The 22,119-nt window shown below is 41.4% G+C and carries 20 protein-coding genes; 14 read left to right on the forward strand and 6 right to left on the reverse strand.

The window, feature by feature from the left end; genetic code table 11:
- Positions 1 to 89 precede the first annotated feature (89 nt).
- Positions 90 to 3,179 (reverse strand): AsmA family protein, encoded by a 3,090-nt coding sequence (locus OQX61_RS22905; RefSeq protein ID WP_265844161.1) that lies wholly within the window; start codon positions 3,177 to 3,179, stop codon positions 90 to 92.
- 204 nt (positions 3,180 to 3,383) lie between these two features.
- On the opposite strand from OQX61_RS22905, the gene OQX61_RS22910 reads away from it, so the two are divergent.
- The 5 genes from OQX61_RS22910 (at position 3,384) to OQX61_RS22930 (ending at position 6,660) form a co-directional block, all read left to right on the forward strand.
- On the forward strand, positions 3,384 to 3,854 hold the full coding sequence (locus OQX61_RS22910; RefSeq protein ID WP_265844162.1) for a tetratricopeptide repeat protein: 471 nt from the start codon (positions 3,384 to 3,386) through the stop codon (positions 3,852 to 3,854).
- A gap of 378 nt (positions 3,855 to 4,232) precedes the next feature.
- Positions 4,233 to 4,424, forward strand: coding sequence for a hypothetical protein (locus OQX61_RS22915; RefSeq protein ID WP_265844163.1), 192 nt, complete (start codon positions 4,233 to 4,235; stop codon positions 4,422 to 4,424).
- 112 nt (positions 4,425 to 4,536) lie between these two features.
- On the forward strand, positions 4,537 to 5,166 hold the full coding sequence (locus OQX61_RS22920) for a TetR/AcrR family transcriptional regulator (RefSeq protein ID WP_265844164.1): 630 nt from the start codon (positions 4,537 to 4,539) through the stop codon (positions 5,164 to 5,166).
- 9 nt (positions 5,167 to 5,175) lie between these two features.
- On the forward strand, positions 5,176 to 5,400 hold the full coding sequence (locus tag OQX61_RS22925) for a hypothetical protein (RefSeq protein ID WP_265844165.1): 225 nt from the start codon (positions 5,176 to 5,178) through the stop codon (positions 5,398 to 5,400).
- Between the two features lie 15 nt (positions 5,401 to 5,415).
- Positions 5,416 to 6,660: an MFS transporter gene (locus OQX61_RS22930; RefSeq protein WP_265844166.1), complete on the forward strand. Its 1,245-nt coding sequence runs from the start codon at positions 5,416 to 5,418 to the stop codon at positions 6,658 to 6,660.
- 31 nt (positions 6,661 to 6,691) lie between these two features.
- Here the strand turns inward: OQX61_RS22930 and OQX61_RS22935 are convergent, their stop codons facing one another.
- Positions 6,692 to 8,608 (reverse strand): AAA family ATPase, encoded by a 1,917-nt coding sequence (locus OQX61_RS22935; protein ID WP_265844167.1) that lies wholly within the window; start codon positions 8,606 to 8,608, stop codon positions 6,692 to 6,694.
- A gap of 83 nt (positions 8,609 to 8,691) precedes the next feature.
- Positions 8,692 to 9,417 (reverse strand): AcvB/VirJ family lysyl-phosphatidylglycerol hydrolase, encoded by a 726-nt coding sequence (locus OQX61_RS22940; RefSeq protein WP_265844168.1) that lies wholly within the window; start codon positions 9,415 to 9,417, stop codon positions 8,692 to 8,694.
- A gap of 289 nt (positions 9,418 to 9,706) precedes the next feature.
- On the opposite strand from OQX61_RS22940, the gene dnaA reads away from it, so the two are divergent.
- A complete protein-coding gene (gene dnaA / locus OQX61_RS22945) occupies positions 9,707 to 11,140 on the forward strand; it encodes a chromosomal replication initiator protein DnaA (protein ID WP_062549583.1) in 1,434 nt (477 codons plus the stop codon).
- A 93-nt stretch (positions 11,141 to 11,233) separates the two neighbouring features.
- Entirely contained in the window at positions 11,234 to 11,926 is a 693-nt protein-coding gene (locus tag OQX61_RS22950) for a uracil-DNA glycosylase family protein (protein WP_265844169.1), read from the forward strand.
- On the opposite strand, the gene OQX61_RS22955 is transcribed toward OQX61_RS22950, so the two are convergent.
- Complete coding sequence (locus OQX61_RS22955; protein ID WP_265844170.1) at positions 11,913 to 12,635, reverse strand: Crp/Fnr family transcriptional regulator; 723 nt, start codon at positions 12,633 to 12,635, stop codon at positions 11,913 to 11,915. The genes OQX61_RS22950 and OQX61_RS22955 overlap by 14 nt on opposite strands.
- Positions 12,636 to 12,841: 206 nt before the next feature.
- Here OQX61_RS22955 and OQX61_RS22960 point away from each other — a divergent pair, with 206 nt between their 5' ends.
- The 6 genes from OQX61_RS22960 to OQX61_RS22985 all read left to right on the forward strand — a co-directional run bounded on the left by OQX61_RS22960 (position 12,842) and on the right by OQX61_RS22985 (position 19,277).
- On the forward strand, positions 12,842 to 13,222 hold the full coding sequence (locus OQX61_RS22960) for a DUF1508 domain-containing protein (protein ID WP_265844171.1): 381 nt from the start codon (positions 12,842 to 12,844) through the stop codon (positions 13,220 to 13,222).
- A gap of 201 nt (positions 13,223 to 13,423) precedes the next feature.
- Positions 13,424 to 13,858 carry a hypothetical protein gene (locus OQX61_RS22965; RefSeq protein WP_265844172.1) on the forward strand — a complete coding sequence of 145 codons (435 nt, stop codon included), beginning with the start codon at positions 13,424 to 13,426 and terminating at the stop codon, positions 13,856 to 13,858.
- Positions 13,859 to 14,018: 160 nt separating this feature from the next.
- Positions 14,019 to 16,964, forward strand: a complete 2,946-nt coding sequence (locus tag OQX61_RS22970; protein WP_265844173.1) for a tetratricopeptide repeat protein — start codon at positions 14,019 to 14,021, stop codon at positions 16,962 to 16,964.
- A 72-nt stretch (positions 16,965 to 17,036) separates the two neighbouring features.
- Positions 17,037 to 18,152 carry an alpha/beta hydrolase gene (locus OQX61_RS22975; protein WP_265844174.1) on the forward strand — a complete coding sequence of 372 codons (1,116 nt, stop codon included), beginning with the start codon at positions 17,037 to 17,039 and terminating at the stop codon, positions 18,150 to 18,152.
- A 117-nt stretch (positions 18,153 to 18,269) separates the two neighbouring features.
- Complete coding sequence (locus OQX61_RS22980) at positions 18,270 to 18,608, forward strand: hypothetical protein (protein ID WP_265844176.1); 339 nt, start codon at positions 18,270 to 18,272, stop codon at positions 18,606 to 18,608.
- A gap of 6 nt (positions 18,609 to 18,614) precedes the next feature.
- Positions 18,615 to 19,277: an ATP-binding cassette domain-containing protein gene (locus tag OQX61_RS22985; RefSeq protein WP_265844177.1), complete on the forward strand. Its 663-nt coding sequence runs from the start codon at positions 18,615 to 18,617 to the stop codon at positions 19,275 to 19,277.
- A 45-nt stretch (positions 19,278 to 19,322) separates the two neighbouring features.
- Here the strand turns inward: OQX61_RS22985 and OQX61_RS22990 are convergent, their stop codons facing one another.
- Positions 19,323 to 20,084: a DUF72 domain-containing protein gene (locus tag OQX61_RS22990; RefSeq protein ID WP_265844178.1), complete on the reverse strand. Its 762-nt coding sequence runs from the start codon at positions 20,082 to 20,084 to the stop codon at positions 19,323 to 19,325.
- Positions 20,085 to 20,230: 146 nt separating this feature from the next.
- On the opposite strand from OQX61_RS22990, the gene OQX61_RS22995 reads away from it, so the two are divergent.
- Positions 20,231 to 21,148 carry a bestrophin family ion channel gene (locus OQX61_RS22995; RefSeq protein ID WP_265844179.1) on the forward strand — a complete coding sequence of 306 codons (918 nt, stop codon included), beginning with the start codon at positions 20,231 to 20,233 and terminating at the stop codon, positions 21,146 to 21,148.
- Positions 21,149 to 21,167: 19 nt separating this feature from the next.
- On the opposite strand, the gene OQX61_RS23000 is transcribed toward OQX61_RS22995, so the two are convergent.
- Positions 21,168 to 22,067 (reverse strand): cation diffusion facilitator family transporter, encoded by a 900-nt coding sequence (locus OQX61_RS23000; RefSeq protein ID WP_265844180.1) that lies wholly within the window; start codon positions 22,065 to 22,067, stop codon positions 21,168 to 21,170.
- Positions 22,068 to 22,119 lie beyond the last annotated feature (52 nt).

Raw genomic sequence — 22,119 nt, forward strand, 5'->3', positions numbered from 1 at the left:
TCCCAAAAATGAAAAGCCCCTGGAAAGTTTAAATACTTTCCAGGGGCTTTTTTTATAAGTATGAAATCATTCCGGGTGACAAGGCGTTGTTATGCGCCTTCGTCTTCCGTTTCTTCCAGTTTCGCGTCTTTGTTTCTTTTGAGCGCAACTTTAGGTTTATCCTGAGTTCCGGTAATGCTCAATGGAATTCCGATCAATCCGAAAGGAGGGAGGCCCAGTCTACCGCTTAAGTTTAACCTGCCATCAAAGCTCACCTGACCTTCAAAACGTGGTCTGAATCCTGCAACACGCATTTTGAATCTTTCAATCGTAATGATGTTGTTGTTGATGGTGGTTTTGATATTAACCTCAGAAAGGTCAGGGTTACTTAAACTATCACGTCTCGTTGCTTTTCCTACTGCATTCATCAGTTTAAAACCGCTCATGCTGATTTTCTTAAGAGAAAGCACACCTCCACCTTTCAGCGAAGGGAAAACAGGGAACATATCCTGGTTCAGTTTACCGGAAAGCTGATAATCCAAACCGATTACCCCTTTCATTTTTCCGGCAGAAGTAGCCAGTTCACGGAACAATTTGATCTCTTTATAGGCCTTGGCAATGTCAAATTCTTTAGCGCTCAGATGATAGTCGAAGGTTGCCGATTTAGGACTTAAGCTCTTATACGTAGCATCCATCAGTACCGGTGCATCGATCATGTTAAAACTAGCCTGCTTTAAGGACATGACCCCGTTGTTGAGCGCCAGCGTACCTTTTGCATCTTTAATTTTCAGGTCATTATAATATACCGTACCCGCATTTGCGTTAACTTCTACATTCAGGTTGTCCGGAATGATGATCACCCCATTACTGGCGATCGGTTTGCCCGTTGCTTCCACAGGAACGCCATTATAAGCCATAAACTCATCGGCATACAAGGCTTTAGTCTGCATCGTAAAGTTTCCGGTTAGTTTTGCTTTATCAGACAAGGCATAGTTGATCACATTGCCCAGGTGACCTTTCAAACTGATGTTAGATTTACCATAACTGGCCTGGAAGTTTTCAAACTTCATCTTATCCTGTGCAAAAGAGAATACACCGTTCTTAATCAGGAATGTTTTCGGGAACATATCCGACTCCAGGTTTAGCGATTTTACCACCACACGACCACGGTTATTCAATTTATGATAACGGCCATTCATCGCATCACTCTGTAATCCTTTAAAAGAAACATTCGTGAAAATAGAACCTTTTACCTGATATCCTTTTACGGCAAATAACTGGTACATTTTGCCGATGTCAATCGTTCCTTTGGAACTGATATTATAGGCAACATTCTCGAAATTCTTCACATCAGCTTTCAGCATAAAAGGCTGTCCGGCCATTTGAAAAGAGATCGGTTTGATATTTAACTGCGTGCCTTTTAATTTTCCATCTCTATTCACCAAATCTGCATCAATCACGATCTGCTCTAAAGCCTGGTCGAAATGAGCAGTTTTAATCCTGCCGTTTGCCAGTTGAATTGATGCCGTAGTTACAGGGAACAACTTTTTAAGCTTATTGTAACCACCTTTACTTTGCAGGTCCACATGAAGCTCACCATTCAATTCCAGATCCTTTAAAGGATAGAAATTCTTGATTTCCGCAAAGTTGACCATAGATTTAAGCTGCACATCAACCGGCATGTTTTCTGCGGTCTGCAGTTTTGCTGAACCACGGATATAACTGCTTAAAGCCTGAATATTGATATTGCTGATGTCCAGTTTGGTGTTCTTGTAATCCCCATCCGGGTTACTTCCGTTGATGCTGAAGTTGATCTTGTCAATTGCGGCTGGCAGGGAAGCAAACTTGAAATAACCATTGCTCACTTTAGAAGTCAGCTGGAACTTAGGGATGGTCGCGATCACGGTATCTACCTTTCTAATGCCGCTTCTAACCACTTTTTTAGTGTATCTACCATCGGCATGTAAGTCGAAATCGTAATGACCTCTGATCAGATCTACGCTGAAAATCTTACCCCATTTCTCCAGATCTATCGAGGCATGTGTCTTGATATAGATTTCCGGAGTCACCAAACCATTTAATTTCACTACAGAGCTCACATAATCTTTGCCCATATTGAAATACAAGCTGTCCATGTTGACAGTCAGGCTATCCATATTCAAGCTGGGTAAGCGCGTTTGTAGATTCAGGTATAATTTACTGATGGATTCCGGTGCCTTAGGATTTGAAATCTGTCCGTCGCGGATTTTCATGTTGAAAGTCGCGGTCGGCATGGTGTTACTTTTGACCAGGTATTTACCGATTAAAGAAGCTTCGATTTCCGCGTAGCCCTTGATGTTGGTTTTTTCCACGCGGCTGGCAATTGCAGCTGGCAGAGCCGAAAAGATATTATGAAGGTCAGTTTCTTTAGCCTTGGTTTTAAAGTTGATGTCGTAACCATCTTTAATGAAAGAGAAACGGCCGACAAAATGAATAGGTAAAGAGTTGATTTGTAAATCATTTTCATCAAACATCAAATCCAGGGAATTGGTGTTGATTTTAGTCAGCAGTTTAGCATTGATCTTTTTACCCAACAGGTAAGGAGAACCGGCATAAACCACATCCAGACTGTCTATATTCGCCTGACTTTTCAAATCAAAGATCGCTTTGCTAAAATCGCCCTGTCCGGAATAATTCAGACCTTTCGCACTGATCAGCATCGGTACAGACTGGTCGTTATAGCTCAGGTTACTCTTTTTAATGAAGATCCCTTCGATTTTAATGGCAGTATTGCTGCTTTCTGTTACTTGTTGCGTGGTATCCGGCTTGCTTTCATACACGTTGTAATTGGCATTCCCTTTTTCATCTACTTTCACATTGATATTGGCCTCATTGATGAAAACCTGATCAATTTTAATCTCATTAGAGAAAACAGTACTTAAATCTACCCTGAAAGCAAGTTCTTTGGTATACAGTAAAGTGTCCTGCTGAAAAGGAGCAGAGCCTTTTAGTGTAAAATTATGAAGACTTAAGGTTAAGGAAGGAAAATGTCTGAAGAAAGAAAGACTGCTGTCTTCAAACCGGACTTCTCCTTTGATATTTCCGTTTACCCATTTTTCCACGGCTCTGGAAATGGTTTTGGGCATCAGATAGGGGGTAATAAATAAGAGCAATACGATAGCGGAGAGCGTTATCCCCGCAATTTTAAGAACTTTTTTCAAACTTGTGTGTATGTTAATGTATTCAGCGGGCAAAGGTAATTCTTTATAGCTTAAAAACATACCGGTAAATCCGGTGTGTTTAGGGATATTCCCGGGGAATTAAGGAGAAGAAAATACGGAGGAGAATGGTATTACCCGAAAAAAAGCCGAATATTGTATTTGTAACGGGCATTCTGTGATGCCTGAAAATTTAAAGATAAGATTATGAGTCAAGAAGAAGTAACGGGTGCAGCCCCTGAGCTTTCTAATGAGGTAGCGGATGAAATCCTGAAACTTTCAGAAAGTGGAAATGAATATATTGATGAGGATGATTTTGATAGTGCCATCGCAGCATGGGAAGAAGCTTTAGCTTTAATTCCTGAGCCTCAAACTCAATATATACAAAGTGTTTGGTTAAATGCTTCTATTGGAGATGCTTACTTTCTTCAGGATGATTTCAAAACCGCACTTAGCTTTTTTGAAACTGCAAAAAGCAATACCAAAGAAGATGTAGATTCTAATCCTTTCATCATGTTGCGTTTAGGAGAGTGTTACCTGGAGCAAGGCGATAAAGAAAAAGCTAAAGATTGTCTTTTGAAAGCTTATTTATTAGAACCAGATGGTATCTTTTATGGTGAAGAAGAAAAGTATTTTGACTTCTTAAAAGCCAATGTAGATTTAAAAGCACAAGGCTAAAATTTAGCAAAGCAAAAGTATTTTCAAATGAATCAAACATCCCGCTGTATAAGGTATTATGCGTAGGGAGGTTTGATTCATTTTTGGTTGATACCTACTACTACTGCAACAGCAACAGCAAAACTGCAATAGCGACTACTGCTTCGCTTTCTTTCTTTCTTTCTTTCACTTTCAACGGATGAGTTCTTTAGCAGACAGGATAAAGAAAACATAATGATGCTAAGTTCCTCAGGATAAGTTTTCAAAGCCTTAAAAGCGCCCTGAACAATCAACTAAAGAGTTTCCCGAAAGCGTAACAGTAATTTGATACTTAAACCAGTAGCCGTGGCCTGGATTTTGTGTCTCCTTAGTCAAATCTCACCTTAAAACAAAAACGTTATGAATCAAAAAGAAGTAAATGACGAGTATGTAAATGCAGTAAATAAGATTGAAACTATTTTAAAGTTCGACAAGACCGTTTATCCTAATGCTACGGCCTTTATCCATCAGTTGTTAAAGTTATCAAATGACAATCATTTTCAAGTACTAACCAAGGATGGCTCCAGCCTGGCTGATGCCATCGGGGGATAAGAAATAGATTAAAAAGATACAATTTAACGTATCAAATGAACCAACCCGTTGCTGTAAAGCACCGGGTTTTTTTATGACCAATAATATTTATCTGATCTTTTATCATAACTAAATGAATATTCATTTATATTTGCAGCTCAATCAAAAGAGGATGAGAATCAGGGATGTAAATAAAATTGAGTTGGTTAAAGAGAAGGCCGTAGAACTATTGGTGGAGGTCGGTTTTGAAGGCTTTACAATGGCTAAACTGGCAAAATTATGCAGTATTTCTGTGGCCACTTTATACATCTATTATAAGGATAAGGATGATCTGATCCTGCAAATAGGTCTCGAAGAAACCAAAAAACTAAGCGCAATGATGCTGGAAGGCTTTGACCCGGATTTTTCTTTTGCCGATGGATTGAGACACCAATGGAAGAACCGCGCCAGGAGTATGCTGGAAAATCCATTGTCTTGTAAAGTGATTGAACAGCTGAAAACCTCCACCTATCAGGAAAAAATCTTCGAATCCATGTCAGAGACCTTTAAACAAACCCTCGGTGTCTTTATGGACAAGGCGGTAGCAAATGGGGAGATCGAAGAGATGCCTATGGAAACCTATTGGTCGGTCGCTTTTGGCCCGCTGTATGCCCTGGTTCGTTTTCATACTGAGGGACACAGTATTGGCGGAAGGCCCTTCATCCTGACCGATGACATCCTTTGGAGCACCTTTAATTTAGTATTAAAAGCATTTAAAAAATAACCCAACAACATGGAAATTAATGGATCAAGTGTGTTGCTATTTAAAACAAATATCCGCACAGAAAGTGACAAACAACTGATGACTCAGCTGATGCAGCAGCATGAAATTAACCACTGGACCGTAGATCAGGATGATGTGGATTGCGTGCTCAGGATCGTTTCAAATGAGCTACAGCTAAACGATATCATTGCCCTGGTGAACCAGCATGGTTACCAGTGTGAAGAGTTAACTTAAACCTCCAACTTATAAATGGATCAAAATATACCCAGCCAGATTGCCCCACCGTTTTCTGGTTATCAAAAACTTGTCATAGCCTTACTGGCTTTATTACAATTTACGATCGTACTGGACTTCATGGTGCTTGCCCCATTGGGCGATTTCCTGATGAAATCTTTGTCGATTACACCAAAAGGTTTCGGCCTGGTGGTTTCTTCCTATGCGTTTAGCGCCGGTGCTTCCGGGATTCTTGCTGCCGGTTTTGCCGATAAATTCGACCGTAAAAAGCTTTTATTGTTTTTTTATACCGGTTTTATCGTAGGTACGTTGTGCTGTGCCATGTCTACCACTTACGAAATGCTGCTGGGTGCCAGGATTGTAACCGGCCTCTTTGGCGGTGTAATCGGTGCAATTTCCATGACTATCGTAACCGATCTTTTTGCGGTTCACCAGCGGGGCAGAGTGATGGGCTTTGTGCAAATGGCCTTTGCCGCCAGTCAGATTTTAGGAATTCCTATCGGCCTTTATCTGGCCAACATCTGGGGATGGCATGCTGCGTTTTACATGATTGTCATCGTGGCTATCGGTATCGCGCTTACGGTGGTCTTTAAAGTGAAACCTATCGATAAACACCTGGCCATACAATCGGATAAAAACGCCTTTTTGCACCTGTGGCATGCCGTATCTAATCCTTCTTATCAAACCGGATTTCTGGCCACTGCCTTTTTAAGTGTTGGTGGTTTTATGCTGATGCCCTTTGGAAGTGCTTACCTGATCAACAACATCAATATTAGTCAGGCAGAACTGCCGATGGTGTTTATGTTTACCGGAATGGGTTCCATCATCATGATGCCCCTGATTGGTAAGCTGAGTGATAAAATGGATAAGTTTATGATATTTTGCGGAGGGTCTTTACTCGCCATCGTCATGATCCTGATTTATACCAACCTGACGCCGATTCCATTATGGCAGGTCGTCGTCTTAAATATGGTCCTTTTTATGGGGATTATGAGCCGGATGATTCCTGCTACCACTTTAACGATGAGTATTCCGGATCAGAAGGATAGGGGAGCGTTCATGAGCGTTAATGCCTCCTTGCAACAAGTTGCAGGTGGTATTGCAGCCCTTTGCGCCGGATTAATTGTGACACAGGAAACAAAGAGTAGTCCGCTGCAACATTACGATACCTTAGGCATCGTCGTTTCCGTGCTGATCTTACTTTGCGGTTTCTTCGTGTACAGGGTTAATGTCATGGTGAAAAAGAAAGGACAAGCTTAGAAAGCAGAATAATCAGAAAACAGAATAAGCATTAGAACAACTGCATGGTGGTGGCATTTTGTGCTGCCCCCGGCGTGTTCATTTTCTTTTTCAATAAATCCTGAATCTTCTTCATCAGCTCATGTTGATTTTCCCAATTGGCGGGTTTTGCGGCAATCTCTGTAGCTGCCCGTATTTTGAAAATCTTATGGTCTGCAACTAAACGATGCTGGGTAAACAAGGCCACCAGTTTCTGGTCGGATTTGTTTTTCGGCTTCGTACGGATATGTTTATTCAAAAGGTTGATCACCTGCAAAGTCAGTTCCTTCGCAAAGTAATTATAGGCGGCATCCATTCTGGTATGAATGCCCATAGGGTCTGAAAGACCACTCTCTTTTTGCAACTGCCTTAGCTGAGATTGAAAACGAATAGAAACATTCTGAAGCGCTTCAATTGACCTGCTCAAATTACCGATCATGGAACGGAATTCCGGATCAGTCGACTTCATGATTTCATGGTCTGCACTTAACTTGTCAAATGATTCTGTCAGCTCATTAAAAGAAAAAGCACTGCTGAACAAATGAATGATATATCTTTCCTGAGCAGCAGCAAGGAAATCCGTTAAGGAATCCACATTGCCGATTTTCATATAGTTCAAGACCTCAATATTGGAGCGGAGACTTTCTTTATTGATCTTCGAACGGAGAATCAAACCGTTTAAAGTCCTTACCCTACTTAAAGCCACATACACCTGACCGGAGACAAAAGAGTTTCCGGCATCGATAATGGCACTATCAAAGGTTAACCCCTGACTTTTATGAATGGTCACCGCCCAGGCTAATTTGATCGGGAATTGAAAAAACTCACCTACCTGTTGCTGAACAATGGCATTATTCTCATTCGCTTTGTATTCAAATGATTGCCATGATGATCTTTCCAGCAATAAATCTTCTTCCTCATCCGGAAAAGAGATGTAGATTTCTTCTCCTTTGATTGATTTTACTTTTCCAATTTTACCGTTGTAGAACTTCCTGTCGTCGCCGGTATCATTTTTAATGAACATCACCTGCGCACCTATTTTGAGGCGTAAAGATTGCTCCACCGGTAATACCTGCGCACTGAAAGTACCTTCTACCTGACCTTCGAAAACAAAATCTTCGCCTTCCAGCTCATCTGCTTTCTCATTGTTGATGGTATTGGCTTCTGCATTATGAGAAGTAATGATAATGTGGTTAGAGCCTGCTGCCTGTTTAAAGGACGGATCAAAGCGCTGGTTTAACACCGCCAGCCGCTCATCGCCGATCTGATTGTTCCTGATGTCATTCAGAATGTCTACAAATTCCGGCTCCGTTTGTCGGAATACCTGTTTAAGCTCTACCTGTAATAAAGGATTTTGCTTCACCACTGTGGCTTCAAAGAAATAAGGGGAAGGGTAGATCTTACTCAGCAGCTCCCAGTCTTCTCTTTTGGTTACCGGCGGCAATTGAAAAAGATCTCCGATCAGCAAGAGCTGTACACCACCGAAGGGCGCATCATTTTTCCTGACCATCCTAAGTATCGCATCCACCGCATCGATCACGTCACAGCGCACCATAGATACCTCATCAATGATCATCAGCTCCAGCTCCATCAATAATGTTTTCCTTTCTTTCGAATAGTTGAGTTCCGTAAGGAGGCTTTTGATAGAAACCACACCAGCTCTTAAACTGGCTAGGTTCACATCGCCCGGAAAGAAAGAGCCCGGAGGCAGTTGAAACAGGGAATTGATGGTTACGCCTTTGGCATTCATGGCCGCAACACCTGTGGGTGCAACGATCACCGTCTTTTTCGCAGTCGTCTCTTTTATTTTTCTTAATAAAGTCGTTTTCCCGGTTCCGGCTTTCCCGGTCAGGAAGATGCTTTGATTGGTATATTCGATAAAGGAGATGACATTGTCAAAAATTTCATTGGCGGAATCCACAGTACTCATGGGGACAAATTTAGCCTAAATTTCGTAAATCATACCGATTAAAGGCAATCATTCCGTGTTTTTGAAGTCATGATATCTTGATGTCAATGTATCAACTCCAGGAGGCCGGAGACAATCGTTTGACTGGCAGCTGATTCATAGCTATGGCTGCCGGGTACCAGGATCAGTTTGAAATTCTTAAGGGAAATGTCTTTTAATGCTTTCGGATTTTCATCCGATCCATAATAACAGCGGATAGGGATGAGGATCTTTTGCAGTTCCGGAATCACCTTGTAAGGTTTGTCATCACCACCAATATTGAGGAGGTCTACCGTACGGACTTTAAAGTCGCTGGTCGCAAAAGGAGAGCAAAGCTGAATACCGGCGATTCTTCTTTTGGCGCGGAGGGGAAGACGGTTGTAGGCGAAGGGGATAATGTCTGCACCGAAGGAATATCCACAGAGGTAAATTTCAGTCGCATGGTACTTCATCCTATAGGTTTTCAACAGCAACAACAAATGTTTAGAAAGCTCTTCCGGACTCCGTTGTTCCCAAAAGTAGCTCCTGGTGTTGAAACCAACGGTTTGAAAGCCCTGACCGGCAAACTGTCTGGCCAGGTCATCCTCAAAGTCCAGCCAGCCGCCATCACCTGAAAACAGGAAGACCAGTCGTTTAGATTCCGGTACACTACTCTTATAAAGTACCACAGGCAGGCCATAATCATGCTTTTCGATCCCTGAATGCTGAATTTTCCTGTCGCGCAAAAACAATCCACAGCCAGAAAACAGGAGCAGAATGGCAAGAAGAAGACCTGTTTTCAAATGATTCATTGTTCCTTTTGTTCTTTATGATTTAGCTCAGGAATTCTCATTTTAATAATGTAATTTAGAGCAAAATTCCTCCAAACGCTCAAATGTGGAAATCTTTATTTGTGGATATCTCGTAGTTATCCACAACCAGTTTAAGTTATCCCCTCTGTATTAAATTACTAATGAGCGAGTTAGGAAAAAGGTGAAATTTTCCACCTCAATGTTAGTAAAATTTATGATCTTCGCACTCCCAAAACAGCGGATCCATTCGAAGTTTTGAAGTATAAAACCGTAAAATTAAAGAGAACCTATGCAAAACACTTGTACCCAAGTATGGAATAACTGTCTCCAAATCATAAAGGATAATATCCCGGCCCAGAGCTTCAAGACCTGGTTCGAACCGATATCAGCCCTTAAGCTAGAAGGCAGCGTTTTAACTGTACAAGTACCTAGTTTGTTCTTCTACGAGTGGCTGGAAGAGCATTACGTGGCATTATTACGTAAAACGGTTAAACAACAACTTGGCGCGGAAGGACGTTTAGAGTATAATATAGTGGTAGATAAATCTACAAATGGAGCACTACCTTATACGACAAACATGCCTTCAAACGGAAGCATGTCTTCTACCAACAGGAAACAATCTATGCCGGTTCCTGTAAATGTGAACAGAGACATTAAGAATCCATTTGTGATTCCCGGATTGAAAAAGATGAATGTAGATCCGCAACTGAATTCAAACTATACGTTTGATACTTTTGTAGAAGGTGACTGTAACCGCCTTGCCCGTTCGGCAGGACATGCGGTAGCGGCAAAACCTGGTGCAACATCATTCAACCCATTAATGATCTATGGTGCTTCAGGTCTGGGAAAAACCCACCTGGCTCAGGCGATTGGAAATGAAATCAGACAAAACCTTCCTGATAAGTTGGTCATCTACTTATCATGTGAAAAGTTCTGTCAGCAGTTTGTGGAATCATTGAAAAACAATACGATCAATGACTTCGTGAATTTTTACCAGGCAATGGACGTGATCATCATGGATGATATTCACAACTTTGCCGGAAAAGAGAAAACTCAGGATATCTTCTTCCATATCTTCAACCATTTACACCAATCAGGCAAGCAAATCATTATCACTTCTGATAAGTCGCCGAAAGACCTTACCGGTTTAGAGGAGCGCTTATTGAGTCGTTTCAAATGGGGCCTTTCAGCAGATCTTCAGATCCCTGAACTGGAAACCAGAATTGCGATCTTAAGAAAGAAAATGTATGCTGACGGAATTGATCTTCCTGATGAAGTGGTAGAATACGTAGCACATAACATCGACAACAACGTTCGTGAACTGGAAGGCGCAATGGTTTCGCTATTGGCACAATCTACGATGAACAAGAAAGAAATTGATTTGCAACTGGCTAAATCAATGTTGAAGAACTTTATCAAAAATACCACGAAAGAAGTTTCCATGGATTACATCCAGAAACTGGTTTGTGACTACTTTGAAGTTCCGGTACATTTATTAAAAGCGCCTACCCGTAAAAGGGAAATCGTTCAGGCCCGTCAGATCTCTATGTATTTATCAAAAGGGATGACAAAGTCTTCTTTGAAAACTATCGGAGCTTTCTTTGGTGGCAGAGATCACTCAACAGTGATTTATGCTTGTCAGACAGTAGAAGATTTAATTCAAACTGACAAAACTTTTAGAGCTTATGTGAATGATATAGAGAAAAAACTGAAAATGAGCTAATCATTTCATACCATATATTAAAAGCCGGGAATAGAAATCGCCACAGATTTTCATTCCCGGCTTTTTTGTTCGTAGAATATTTTACCTTTAAGGATGAGCACTTTTGCAGAAAGAATCATCTCGTTTAATCAAAATCTGACGTATAAAGGGGTGTTGCCGGAAGGTATCCGGATCATGAATCCATTTCAGGAAAGCCCGCTTGCGCTGGCCGCTTCTACTGAATTTTACCGGAAATATTATAACGATAGCAAGCCGCGGCATCTGATCTTTGGCATCAACCCCGGGCGTTTCGGCTCCGGACAAACCGGAATTTCTTTTACGGATCCGAAAAGACTACAAGCAAATTGCCATATTGAGTATGCCGGTCCGGTTACTCATGAGCCATCTTCAGCTTATATTTATGAAATGATTGCCGCATTTGGCGGAGAAGAAAAATTCTATCAGCAGTTCTACATTCATTCCATCTGCCCTCTGGGATTTACCAAAATGGGGGAGAACGGGAAGGAAACCAATTACAACTATTACGATAGTCCGGCTTTATTGAAGTCTGTTTCCTCTTTTATTATAGAGAACATCAGGAAACAAATTGACATGGGCTTTGAAACTGAGGTCTGCTTTTGCTTCGGAACGGGTAAAAATGAGACTTTCTTTAGAAAACTAAATGAGGCACACCAGTTCTTCAAAAAGATCGTTGCCCTGGAACATCCAAGGTATATCATGCAGTACAAGTCAAAAGAGAAGTCAGCATATATTGATAAATACCTGCGTGCTTTTAGCGAATTTTAAGGGTTTTATTGCTGTAGCTAGAGATCTCTGCCAGCATTTTGATGTTGGTAATCGTGATTTTTCGGCCTTCGGAAAACAGGACACCCAGATTTTTGAACTCTTTCAGGATTCTCACTAAATTCTCTTTGGCAATACCTGCCATGTTGGATAAGTCGCTGCGGGAAATGTTGATCGTTTCCTCATTTGAATCCTCATTCTTGTATTTTTCTCTCAATACAATCAGGGTAATCGCGACTCTTTCCCTTGCCGTTCTTTGCGTGAACACAGAGATGTTGTTGGTCAGCACCGCATATTCATGACTCATATTCTTCAGCAAACGCTGAGATAAAATTACCGAACTGTGCAGCACTTCCAGGAAATCTTCTTTAGGAATAAAGGCAATTATACAGTCTTCAATAGCAGATGCAGAGTCCGGATAACGCTCCTCAGAGAGGATGGCATGATAACCGATCAGCTCGCCGGTACCTGCTACATACATGATCTGTTCCCGGCCATCGCGATCAACTTTATACTTCTTGACAATTCCTTTCTGGATGAAAAATATCCCTGAAGGAACTGCTCCTTCTTTGAAAATCACATCTCCTTTGTTATAACTTTCTACCGTCATATTGGCATAAAGGCGGTCGTGGTCTTCTTCAGGAATGCTCTTCAGGATAGATTGGGACTTGAAATTCCATTGATCAATTGGGAAAATACCGGCTAGGCTCATAATGCTCGTTCTCTAATCTTTGAAGTTGAATCCTTTTTGATACCACAAAGTTACTTTTATTTTTTCTGCAATCGGGCTATATTAAAGGTCATGTTGACGTAATAACTTTTACATAAATTGATATTTATCAGTTTTTCGATTGACAAGGATGTGTGTTTTTTCTGGTTCATGAGCTTAAATTTGTAGTCGTAAACTTAACATGAGTGATGGCGAAATTTCAGATTATAAAAGACCTTGACAACAAGTTCCATTTTAACCTAAAGCTAAAATCAGGCGATATCGTATTGCGTAGTACAGATAAAACTGTCGCAAAGATTTCCTGCGAAAAGCAAGTAGAATTGGTAAGAGCCAATTCACAATTTGCACAGCGTTTCAGTAGACAAACGGACGACCAGGGTTCTTTTTTTATATTAAAGGACGCAGATAATCAGGTGCTTGGCCGTAGTGGTTATTATACGTACTGGTTGGATATGGAGCGTAGTATTGCAGCAGTACGCAGCTATACCCATGATGCAGAACTGGAAGATCTGAGCGCAGTAGCGCAAGGTGCAACCAAAGGAGCAGCATTAGATTTAGTGGCTGAATAGTCCGGTCTAAAGCACGTAAAATTCCCTATTAAGCAACACTTCGGCGGCGAGCAGGAGGGTTGCTTTTTTTTTGACCATGCCTTGGGCTTCCCGGTTTCGGGGGCTGTCAGGTATTGCTAATGCAGCTTGTAAATATATTTTTCCAAACACTCAGGTTTTATAAATCTTAATATAGATGTTAGTCTAACTAATAAAGAAAATATGAAAGAGTTAAGGGAAAAGATGTTCGTGTTGGAAGAAAATTCATCAAGGTTGGATGGAAACATGTCTAAGATGGAAGGGAGGATGGACAGGATGGAGGAGATCATGTCTAAGTTGGTAGCGCAAATAACCAGGATAGAAGAAAACATGTCGCGTCTCATAAACTACAGTTTAAGCACTCGTGCAATGCTGGAGGGAGTTGCGGTGAAGGCTGATGAAAATTTCAGGAAAATAGATGAAAACTTTACCAGAGTTGATGAAAGATTAAATAAGATTGAAAGTAGACTTAATCTTTTAACTAATGATACTTCAAATAATTTCAATGAAGTTGGAGATCAATTGAGCAGTATTAAGGTAGAGATCACCAAAATAGGTGCGGCTACCCGGTACGAACAGCATCATGAAGATCAAAAGAAATTTAATCTCAACAATTGATTTTGATACACTAATATACTTTAAGCTCCTTAAGGGGCTTTTTTTTATAGAATTGTTGGTTTTCAGAAGAACTCCCCGGGGACTAGTCCCTTTTAGACCATTACGCAACAATTAGCTCACAGTTTAGACAGATGAGAATTTTTATAGTAATATTGATACTATGAAAACGCTGAACCTCTTTTTCACCTCCCTGATCTGCCTCCAGGCAGCAGCACTCTCTGCACAAACCATTCATCCGGATAGTGCCGGACTGGCGCTTAAACAACTGTCCAAAGAAAAACAGGAGCTTGTAAAGCAGTTTTCTGTTTCCGGAAACAAGGTAGAAAGCATAGAGAAAATGTTAAGCCTTGGCTTATGGAAAGAAGCCGCAGAGGCGATAGCTGCTAATAAAAAACCTTCTACAGCCTATAAATTGCTTTCTGCGGATTACCTGATCCTGAATAATGACTTTAAGCAGGCAGAAGTTCTGGTAGATGAACTGAGAAAGAAGGAGCCAAATCAGGAGAAAGCATTGTTGTTGAAAGCTTTTCTGGAAATCCAGGCCTGGAGATTACCGGAAGCAGCGGCACTTTGCGAGCAGGCTTTAAAAGCCCGGGATTCCAAAAAAGGACCATCTTCAGAAAAACTCTGGCTGATGCTGGGTAGAACAAGGTTACTTCAAAAAAACTATACTGAAGCCCTTTCCATCGCTAAGAAAGTCATTCAACAGAATCCCAATAGTGCAGGAGCCTACTTGTTGGAAGCAGATGTTTACTTCTGGAACCAACAACCAGACCTTGCCGAAGCACCATTAAAGAAATCACTCCGTTTAGATCCTTATAATACAGATGCACGGTTTAGCTATGGCTACGCGATCTGGCGAAGGGTGGATGCCAGGCAACTCAACGCAATGGCGGCACAGTGGGAACTGGCCCTGGCCATCAATCCACTTCATTTTCAAACCAACTGGCACTGGGGGAACGGCCATACCAACCTGACTTATGCAGATTATGCAGAGAAAGATGATGACATCATTAGAAAAGCTTTGAAAAAAGCCGATGATGAGGTCAGCAAAAACCAGATAGCCAATGCAATTGAAACCACCAGGACGATAGAAAAGGAATATCCGGGTTCCGTGCTTCCCGGCATGCACCGTGCTGCTATCTACTATATCGCTTTTGATATGGATCGTAAAACGAGGTTAGATTCCGCAGAAAATATCTTTAGAACAGTCCTGCTGCGTAAAAAGCATTATGGTCCGGCGCATAATGGCCTGTCTGCGGTGATCAAGTCTAAAAGAATCCCTTATCTGGCGGTGTATGACTCGATTTCCAACACTTTGAACACCACAAAGATCAACGATATGGTTAATTTTCAGAAGGTATTTCCTGATGTCAATTATTACCCTGGCGAAACGGTGAAAGCAATGGCCTGGAACCAGTTGTTTACCGCAGTCGTCTATTTTCCTTTCCTATCTAAACAAGGGGAGTCCTTCCGGATTCCACCACTACATAAAGATTTGGCGGTAACGATGAACGCCCCTTATTTCCGTTACATGACTACTTTCGACAACAGGCAATGGATGGATATCCGCGGGGTAGGTAGTGGTGCTGCGGCAATTGAATACGTAGAGCGAGGTGCCTTTCTGGAAAGAAATGTGATCCTTCATGAGTATGTCCACCTGTTCCATGGCCGGGTGCTCACCGATGCCGAAAGCCGCAAAATCAGGGCCTTGTATTATCAGGCGATGAAAGAGAAAAGAACACTGGATTATTATTCCCAGAACAATGAAAGCGAATATTTAGCACAGACTTATCCTGCCTATTTTGAGCCGGTAAAGGTGCATCCACTGGATTTTAAATCCATGAATACAACCTCCGATTTGAAAACTAAAGACCCTGATATGTATCAGTTTCTGGATCAGCTGGTTAAAAAAGAACGCGCTTACCTGGCCGGAGATCATAAAGCAATGGCGAGCAACTGGTCGGAAGTTTACCTGAATATGAGTAAAGAGATGAGCAGAAGCAATTTGCGACTGACGACAAATTATCTGGATACCGCCCTGGTGTATGATCCTTTATATCTGCCGGCCTATCTTTATTATGCGCAATTGAAAACAGAAAAGAGAGACTTTAAAGGAGCAGAGGAATGGATTAAAAAGGCGGAAGTGGTAAACCCGGAATATGCGCCGATATATACCGCTTATGCCAATTTATATGCCGCGAGGTTCGCTGAAAACGATATTGATCAAAAAACAGGTGTGCAGCAGCAGGCATTTTACCTGAATAAAGCCTTCCGTCTGGAAGATGATTATCAGGAATTGGCGTCTATCAATTTATCATTGGCAGAGATGTATAAGAAAAATGGCATGATTGCAGAATCCATGGCTACTGCTACCGAATATGGGAAGACGGGAGCAACCGTCTCTACCTACCTTAGAGACCGCAGGGATGATGCTATAGCTTATGCCGCGGTGCTAAAATCCGGACTAGGCTATGCAGCAGAGCCGGTAGCCACCCTCAAAGGATTGGTGGAACAGAAGCCTCAGAATTTTGAGTACAGAAACAAATATGCGGATGCATTGGCAATGAATCAACAATATGAAGCCGCCATTCTTACCTTAAAAGAAGCACAAGCTATTTTGGCAGCTTCCGGCAATGCAAGGACGGATTACAACCTGAGGATAGCGGACTTTTATGCAGCTAATGGGGATAAAGAGAAAGCCGAAGAATACCTGCAGCCATTTATAAAAGGAACTCAGGTGGTCAGAAATACAGATTTACTCAGGTATAGTCAGTTACTGATCAAAATGGGCCATGGTGAAAAAGCGGAAACGGTGTTTAAAACCGCATTCTCTAAAGGGAATCCATTTTACATGGCCGACTATCATTACACTCAAGGCAAGCTGCTAGCGGCTACAGGCAAGGATAAAACAACAGTTATCGCATTATATGAAAAAGCGATTGCGGAAAATCCATACCTGTTTCCGGCGTATTCCGAATTGATCAATAGTTATCAGATTGCCGGACAAAATGAAAAGGTTAAGGCAGTCAAAGCTAGACTTGCGGCCTTGAAAATTGTACCTGGTCCGGGCTTTAAACAGATGCTGAGCGATGTTGCACCCTAGTTTAATTGTAGTTTTCTGTCCAATAACCATCTCTGGAAAAAATAGCTGTATTAACACATTTCAACCCATTTTATGAGCCGTATACTTCTTTTTTCACTTGCCGTTTTGGTCAGTTCCTTTTCTTTAAAAGCCCAGAATACCACTACATCCAGTGCTGCTGACACTGTTGAAGTTACTACTACTACTACTACTACTACTAAACCAGACCTTGCAGCAGCCCGAAAGCTTTACCAGCAAGCTCAAAAAGAGTTTGCCTTGTTTGAAACACAACATGGTGGTTTTGTGCAGACTAAAAACGTGAATTTACATTACCTCAGTTGGGGTAAACCTTCCGGCATTCCATTAATCTGGTCTCACGGGAGTTTAACCAATGGCTATGAACTGTTAAAAGTAGCAGATGATTTGGTAAAGGCAGGTTATTACCTGATTGCCATCGACTATTATGGTCATGGGCAAACCGCTATTCCTGCACATCCCGTTTCTTTATATCATGTTGCTGATGACATTGCAGAACTGATGGATCAGCTTAAAATCAAAAAGGCAGTCATCGGCGGATGGTCCAGAGGTGGAGGAGTAAGCACTGCTTTTTATGATGCCTATCCAGAGCGCGTACTAGGGCTGATTTTAGAAGATGGCGGCTCCGTAGCTCAAAATACACATTACCATAAAATGGAAGCTTCCCAATTGGAGAAAACCATCAAAACGATTATGGAGCATACCTACAAGGATACCTTGTATACCAGTGCTTTCGACGCCTACTACGATATTTATGATCCGGAAGAAGGTGGGACGCAGTTTTCTGCACTGGCCTGGATCAGGAAAGCTGGCAAAGAACAATGGGGGATCTATCCCGGCGTAATGGAATTGTTTCAAATGAATAGCGCTCAGCAATGGTCTGATCTTATCCTGAGACCAACAAAAGTCACTCTTTTCGGAACATCCATGTCCTTACTGGCACCTGAAATCATCTATAGAAATCTGAATGTTCCGATGTTGATTTTAGACCCTGCAAGCAAAGAAGATTTCATGCCTTTTGAAAAGGAAAATGCAGCATTACAAGCACAGCATCCAAAATTTATTGAACATAAAATCTATGAAAATACAGGTCATAACATTCATTATGAGCAACCAAAGCGATTCGTTCAGGATCTAAGTGGTTTTCTGAAAAGGGTTAAGGCTTCTCCATAATTTGAGCAAGGTTAAGGCTGCTCAATAATCTGAGCAGGGTTAAGGCAATAATCTGAAAAGGGTTAAAGCTTCTCCTAAAATAATTGTAATTTGGGGTTCATTCTTTTCATAAGCTGTATGATTTACAAGTCTTTCCGTCTCATGATGACTTTTTATGGTAGTTTCTTTGCCGCCACATTGGTGATTTCCATCGCCTGTGCCGCATTGTTCGCTTATCTGGGACTGCCAGCGCTGACCGTTATCATCTGGTTTAAAATTGCAACCCTCGGAATCGTCGCCTATTATATCAGCATATACAAGCATAAAGAGTTCTTATATTATCAGAATCTGGGCATTTCGAAAAGCTTTTTATGGTCCGGAACGATGGTGCTGGAGTTTCTGATGTTCTCCTTTCTGCTCCTAATCTCCGGAAGGTTCCAGGGGGTAAGTACAGATTTTTTCAACTTTTTCATGTAAACGCGTATGGCTCATCAATTAGAAGTAGATAGTGTACATTTACAATTTGGGGAAAGAGAGATCCTGACGAACGTATACCTGAAATGTGAAACCGGTAGAATTACCGGTTTATTAGGTAGAAACGGAACTGGAAAATCGAGCCTGATGAACATCATATTCGGAAGTCTTGTTCCTGGCGACAAATCGGTTCGTTTCGACGGAAAATCTGTGCCCAAAGCTTACCAGCATCATGAACTCTTATCTTACCTTCCTCAATATAATTTCATTCCTGCGCATTTAACTTTAACCAGGGTGTTCTCCGATTTTAGTCTGGATTTTGCACCCTTTGAAAAGTGCTTTCCGGAATTCAAGCAGCAACATAGCAGTAAAATCAGACAACTTTCCGGCGGACAAAGGCGTTTGGTAGAGACTTATATCCTGATCAAATCTAAATCTGAGTTTGTCATGCTGGACGAGCCCTTTTGTCATTTGAGTCCATTAATGATTATTGCGGTAAAAGAGCTGATTAAAGAAGAACAGCCCAATAAAGGATTTCTAATTACGGATCACATGTACCATGAGGTAGTAGAACTTGCCAACGACTTGTATGTTTTAGCAGAAGAACAGGTGTATTTAGTGGACGGAATTGAAGATCTGGAACGCTTAGGCTATGCCCGGTTAAATCACTAAGTTAATACCAAATGATGCAATGCCGAATGGTTAAAGCGATACATATCAGGGCACGATGGCCATTTGATATACTTCACTGTTTAGGGTTTGCAGGTTGAGTATGGCATCCCCGGCGGTATTGTTAAAATAAGCATACACCGTTTTCTCTTCTTTTGTCCATTCACGGATATAATCCGCATATTCCGTTAAGAAACTATCTTGATAACTCCCTTTATAATCCCCTTTTGGACCATGGAAACGGAGGTAAATGAAATCTGTGTTCTGTTCAATCATCGGAGTTGCAGAACCGGCTTTATCGTGAAAAACCAGACCGGCATCAAATTCATTCATTAAATTGTAAGTCGTTTCCCGATACCAGGAAGGATCACGGAATTCTATCGCCAGGTTCCAGCTACAGGTAGGATCGGCTTCCCGGATCCTATGCATTAACCATAACAATTGTGGGGCATACTTATGCCCGATAGATGGAGGAAGCTGGACCAGTAAGCAGCCTTTTTTATCGCCCACATGATTAATGGTATCTATAAATTGTTTCAGCTGCGCTCTATCAAATGAAAGCTCTTTTTGATGTGTGATTCCCTCCCACAGTTTAAATGTGAACTTGAAATCATGACCCACACTTTCTGACCATTTTCCCAGGGTAGCAGGGGTCGGAACTTTGTAAAATGAACTATTGATCTCAATGCTGTCAAACAAGGAGCTGTAATAACTTAACTTGCTTTTGTCGCGGAATTCAATAGGGTAATATTGCTTATTAGGGACAGGAAGTACCAAACCGCTTGTTCCCGAATAATAGACCTTTTCCATACCCTATATAACAAAGTTACATTCGCTTGGTTTCATTACCCGATTTTATTTTCCTCCACAACAAATCCTGATTTCTTAATTAACAAAACCAATTTTCCTGTCCAACAAATGCGGTGAATTATAAATAAAACCGGACTTTTGACATTATGATCATAAGAAAGAATGAACATTGGTTTAAAATGCTTTTTATATGGAAAGGATCTGTTTTGCCGCAGTTACTTCCCAGATTATTGCTCCTGTTTCTATTTTCTGTTTGTGTTGTCTATTTAAAGGGGAAACTTTTCGACTTTAAGATTCCTTTAAGTCCGGCACCATTTACCTTGTTCGGGATTGCCTTAGCCTTGTTTTTAGGTTTTCGAAATAATGCCAGTTATGATCGTTTCTGGGAAGCGAGGAAGGTTTGGGGTGCTTTATTGAACGATACCCGGTCATTAGCCAGACAAGCCCTGACCATGACTGGTTATCCTCCGGAAAGCAAGGAAGTGGATACCTTTATTCATTACCTGATTGCTTTTACCTATGCCTTAAAGCATCAGCTTCGGGGCACAGATGCTAGCGAAGATCTGAATAAAAGACTAAGTCCGGAATTGAGTAAACAACTCCAACCTGCAATTTATAAACCGATTCTGCTGATGAAGGAAATGGGATTATGGGTACAAAAGGCCAAAGCAGCTGGTAAAATAGATACGATCATACAATCCTCATTTGATCAGAATCTGGATAAGTTATCAGACATTGTTGGGGCTTGTGAAAGGATCGCCTCTACACCAATTCCTTATACTTACCGCATTTTATTACACCGTACCGTTTATATCTATTGCTTTTTGCTGCCATTTGGTTTTGTGGACAGCCTCAGCTGGTTAACGCCCTTTATTGTGATCTTTATCGCCTACACCTTTGTCGCATTGGAAGCAATTGCTGATGAAATAGAAGAGCCTTTTGGGACAGAACCGAACGATCTGGCTTTAAACGCAATGACAACCATGATTGAAACTACGCTGCTGGAAATGGGAGGGAAGCCACTTCCTGTACCGACTCAAAATTCAGAAGGTATCCTGGATTAGCAGGCTATCTGGTATCGGCTTAGCCTTCTGCAGGCTGAATGATAATGAATTTGATAAACTTAAATTCCTTTCTGATCGCCTCCCGAATGCGGGTAATCGCATCGGTAATGTCTTCGGTATCGATATCCGGTTGAAATACCAGGATGATCACCAGTAAAACTTCTTCAGGAGATTGGTAGGTAGAAATTATATTAGAAATCCTGATCACCGACTCATCTTTTTCTACCAGTAATCTGATCTTTTCTTTGGTCTCAGGGGCAATGCCTTCACCCATGAGCAAACTCCGGCTTTCTCTGGCCAAAATAGCGGACACAAAAACCAGCAGCAGGCCGACCAATACAGAGGCAAGACCATCCATCCAGTCCAGATCGAGGTTATGGCCGATCAACATGAAAATGAAAACAATAAATAAACCCAATACTGCGGCGCCATCTTCAAAAAGTACGAGGAAGCTGGAAGGATCCTTACTTTTCACAATGGCCTTCCACCAGCTTTGTCCATTTCTTTGCTTGTCAAATTCTCTGACCGCAATGCGTAAAGACCAACCTTCGAATAACATACATAAAACCAGTACGGCATAATTGATCAGGGGATTCGTTATCGGTTCCGGTTCGATGATGTGTTGTACGCCCTGATAAATAGAGATTCCACCACCCAGTCCGAAGATTAAAATCGCCACAATAAAAGACCAGAAATAGAGCTCTTTACCATATCCAAAAGGTTTCAAAAGATCCGGTGCTTTTCTGCTTTTTTTTAGTCCGTATAACAGTAAAACCTGATTGATGCTGTCTACCATAGAGTGGATCCCTTCCGAGATCATGGAAGAGCTATTGGTAAAGCCACCGGCAATAAATTTAGTAATGGCGATGAGCAGGTTAGCTGCCAAAGCACTGTAAATGGATTTATTGTCTTTAATCATAGTGGCTGTTGTCTCTGAGTAACAAAAAAACTTTTTAATAGTTTACCTTTAA

The organism is Pedobacter sp. PLR, from assembly GCF_026239675.1.
Classification (GTDB): Bacteria; Bacteroidota; Bacteroidia; order Sphingobacteriales; family Sphingobacteriaceae; genus Pedobacter.

Coding starts and splice junctions, on each gene's coding strand:
- OQX61_RS22975 (WP_265844174.1), top strand. CDS start 17,037: ATGAGCCGTATACTTCTTTTTTCACTTGCCGTTTTGGTCAGTTCCTTT.
- OQX61_RS22960 (WP_265844171.1), top strand. CDS start 12,842: ATGGCGAAATTTCAGATTATAAAAGACCTTGACAACAAGTTCCATTTT.
- OQX61_RS22910 (WP_265844162.1), top strand. CDS start 3,384: ATGAGTCAAGAAGAAGTAACGGGTGCAGCCCCTGAGCTTTCTAATGAG.
- OQX61_RS22985 (WP_265844177.1), top strand. CDS start 18,615: ATGGCTCATCAATTAGAAGTAGATAGTGTACATTTACAATTTGGGGAA.
- OQX61_RS22965 (WP_265844172.1), top strand. CDS start 13,424: ATGAAAGAGTTAAGGGAAAAGATGTTCGTGTTGGAAGAAAATTCATCA.
- OQX61_RS23000 (WP_265844180.1), bottom strand. CDS start 22,067: ATGATTAAAGACAATAAATCCATTTACAGTGCTTTGGCAGCTAACCTG.
- OQX61_RS22915 (WP_265844163.1), top strand. CDS start 4,233: ATGAATCAAAAAGAAGTAAATGACGAGTATGTAAATGCAGTAAATAAG.
- OQX61_RS22920 (WP_265844164.1), top strand. CDS start 4,537: ATGAATATTCATTTATATTTGCAGCTCAATCAAAAGAGGATGAGAATC.
- OQX61_RS22990 (WP_265844178.1), bottom strand. CDS start 20,084: ATGGAAAAGGTCTATTATTCGGGAACAAGCGGTTTGGTACTTCCTGTC.
- OQX61_RS22935 (WP_265844167.1), bottom strand. CDS start 8,608: ATGAGTACTGTGGATTCCGCCAATGAAATTTTTGACAATGTCATCTCC.
- OQX61_RS22995 (WP_265844179.1), top strand. CDS start 20,231: ATGATCATAAGAAAGAATGAACATTGGTTTAAAATGCTTTTTATATGG.
- OQX61_RS22930 (WP_265844166.1), top strand. CDS start 5,416: ATGGATCAAAATATACCCAGCCAGATTGCCCCACCGTTTTCTGGTTAT.
- OQX61_RS22955 (WP_265844170.1), bottom strand. CDS start 12,635: ATGAGCCTAGCCGGTATTTTCCCAATTGATCAATGGAATTTCAAGTCC.
- OQX61_RS22970 (WP_265844173.1), top strand. CDS start 14,019: ATGAAAACGCTGAACCTCTTTTTCACCTCCCTGATCTGCCTCCAGGCA.
- dnaA (WP_062549583.1), top strand. CDS start 9,707: ATGCAAAACACTTGTACCCAAGTATGGAATAACTGTCTCCAAATCATA.
- OQX61_RS22940 (WP_265844168.1), bottom strand. CDS start 9,417: ATGAATCATTTGAAAACAGGTCTTCTTCTTGCCATTCTGCTCCTGTTT.
- OQX61_RS22925 (WP_265844165.1), top strand. CDS start 5,176: ATGGAAATTAATGGATCAAGTGTGTTGCTATTTAAAACAAATATCCGC.
- OQX61_RS22950 (WP_265844169.1), top strand. CDS start 11,234: ATGAGCACTTTTGCAGAAAGAATCATCTCGTTTAATCAAAATCTGACG.
- OQX61_RS22980 (WP_265844176.1), top strand. CDS start 18,270: ATGATTTACAAGTCTTTCCGTCTCATGATGACTTTTTATGGTAGTTTC.